We start from the raw sequence: 539 nt of genomic DNA, 5'->3' as shown, positions 1-539 counted from the left end.
CGGCGAGAACCGGACCGCGATTCACCAACTCGCAAACGGCACGGACATCACGTTCACACGCCCGCCTGCGACCGCAGCCACGTGGACGCGCAATGATTTCGATGACTTGGACGCCGGTGATTCACAGACGTCGCTGCATCCAGAGCACGCTTCTCTCGACGATGGCGTCTTCATCAAGGACGCACACGCCACACTCTTTGCTGTCCACCCGTCCACGCGGGGACACATTGAGACAGGCGACATGCCGCTTTACGTCGCCCCCGACGGTACTGTCCGTGGATTCGTCGATTATCGTGTTCGCATCCCGAATGGGAATCAATCGAACAACTCGGATGTATCGTGGACTCTCGTCGACGACGAAATCACAGATGTTCGGCTGAAGGCAGGTGACGACGTCGTCGCTCAGTCTTCGGGAATTCATACGCCCGAAATCGAGTACCAACTCGACGAGGCGTGGAGTACGACGCTCACACTCGAAGCCGACATCGAAGTGCGATTAGAGAAGACAACTGAGACAGCAATCGGCAACCGAACCCAGA

Annotated in this window: 1 pseudogene; it reads left to right on the top strand. The window is 57.5% G+C overall.

The features are described 5' to 3' along the window. A pseudogene (locus AUR66_RS22000) lies at positions 1 to 539 on the top strand (hypothetical protein); the annotation flags it as partial.

Source organism: Haloferax profundi (assembly GCF_001469865.1).
Classification (GTDB): Archaea; Halobacteriota; Halobacteria; order Halobacteriales; family Haloferacaceae; genus Haloferax; species Haloferax profundi.
Note: the sequence above shows the minus strand (reverse complement) of the source record. Positions and strands in the feature narration are given on the sequence as shown.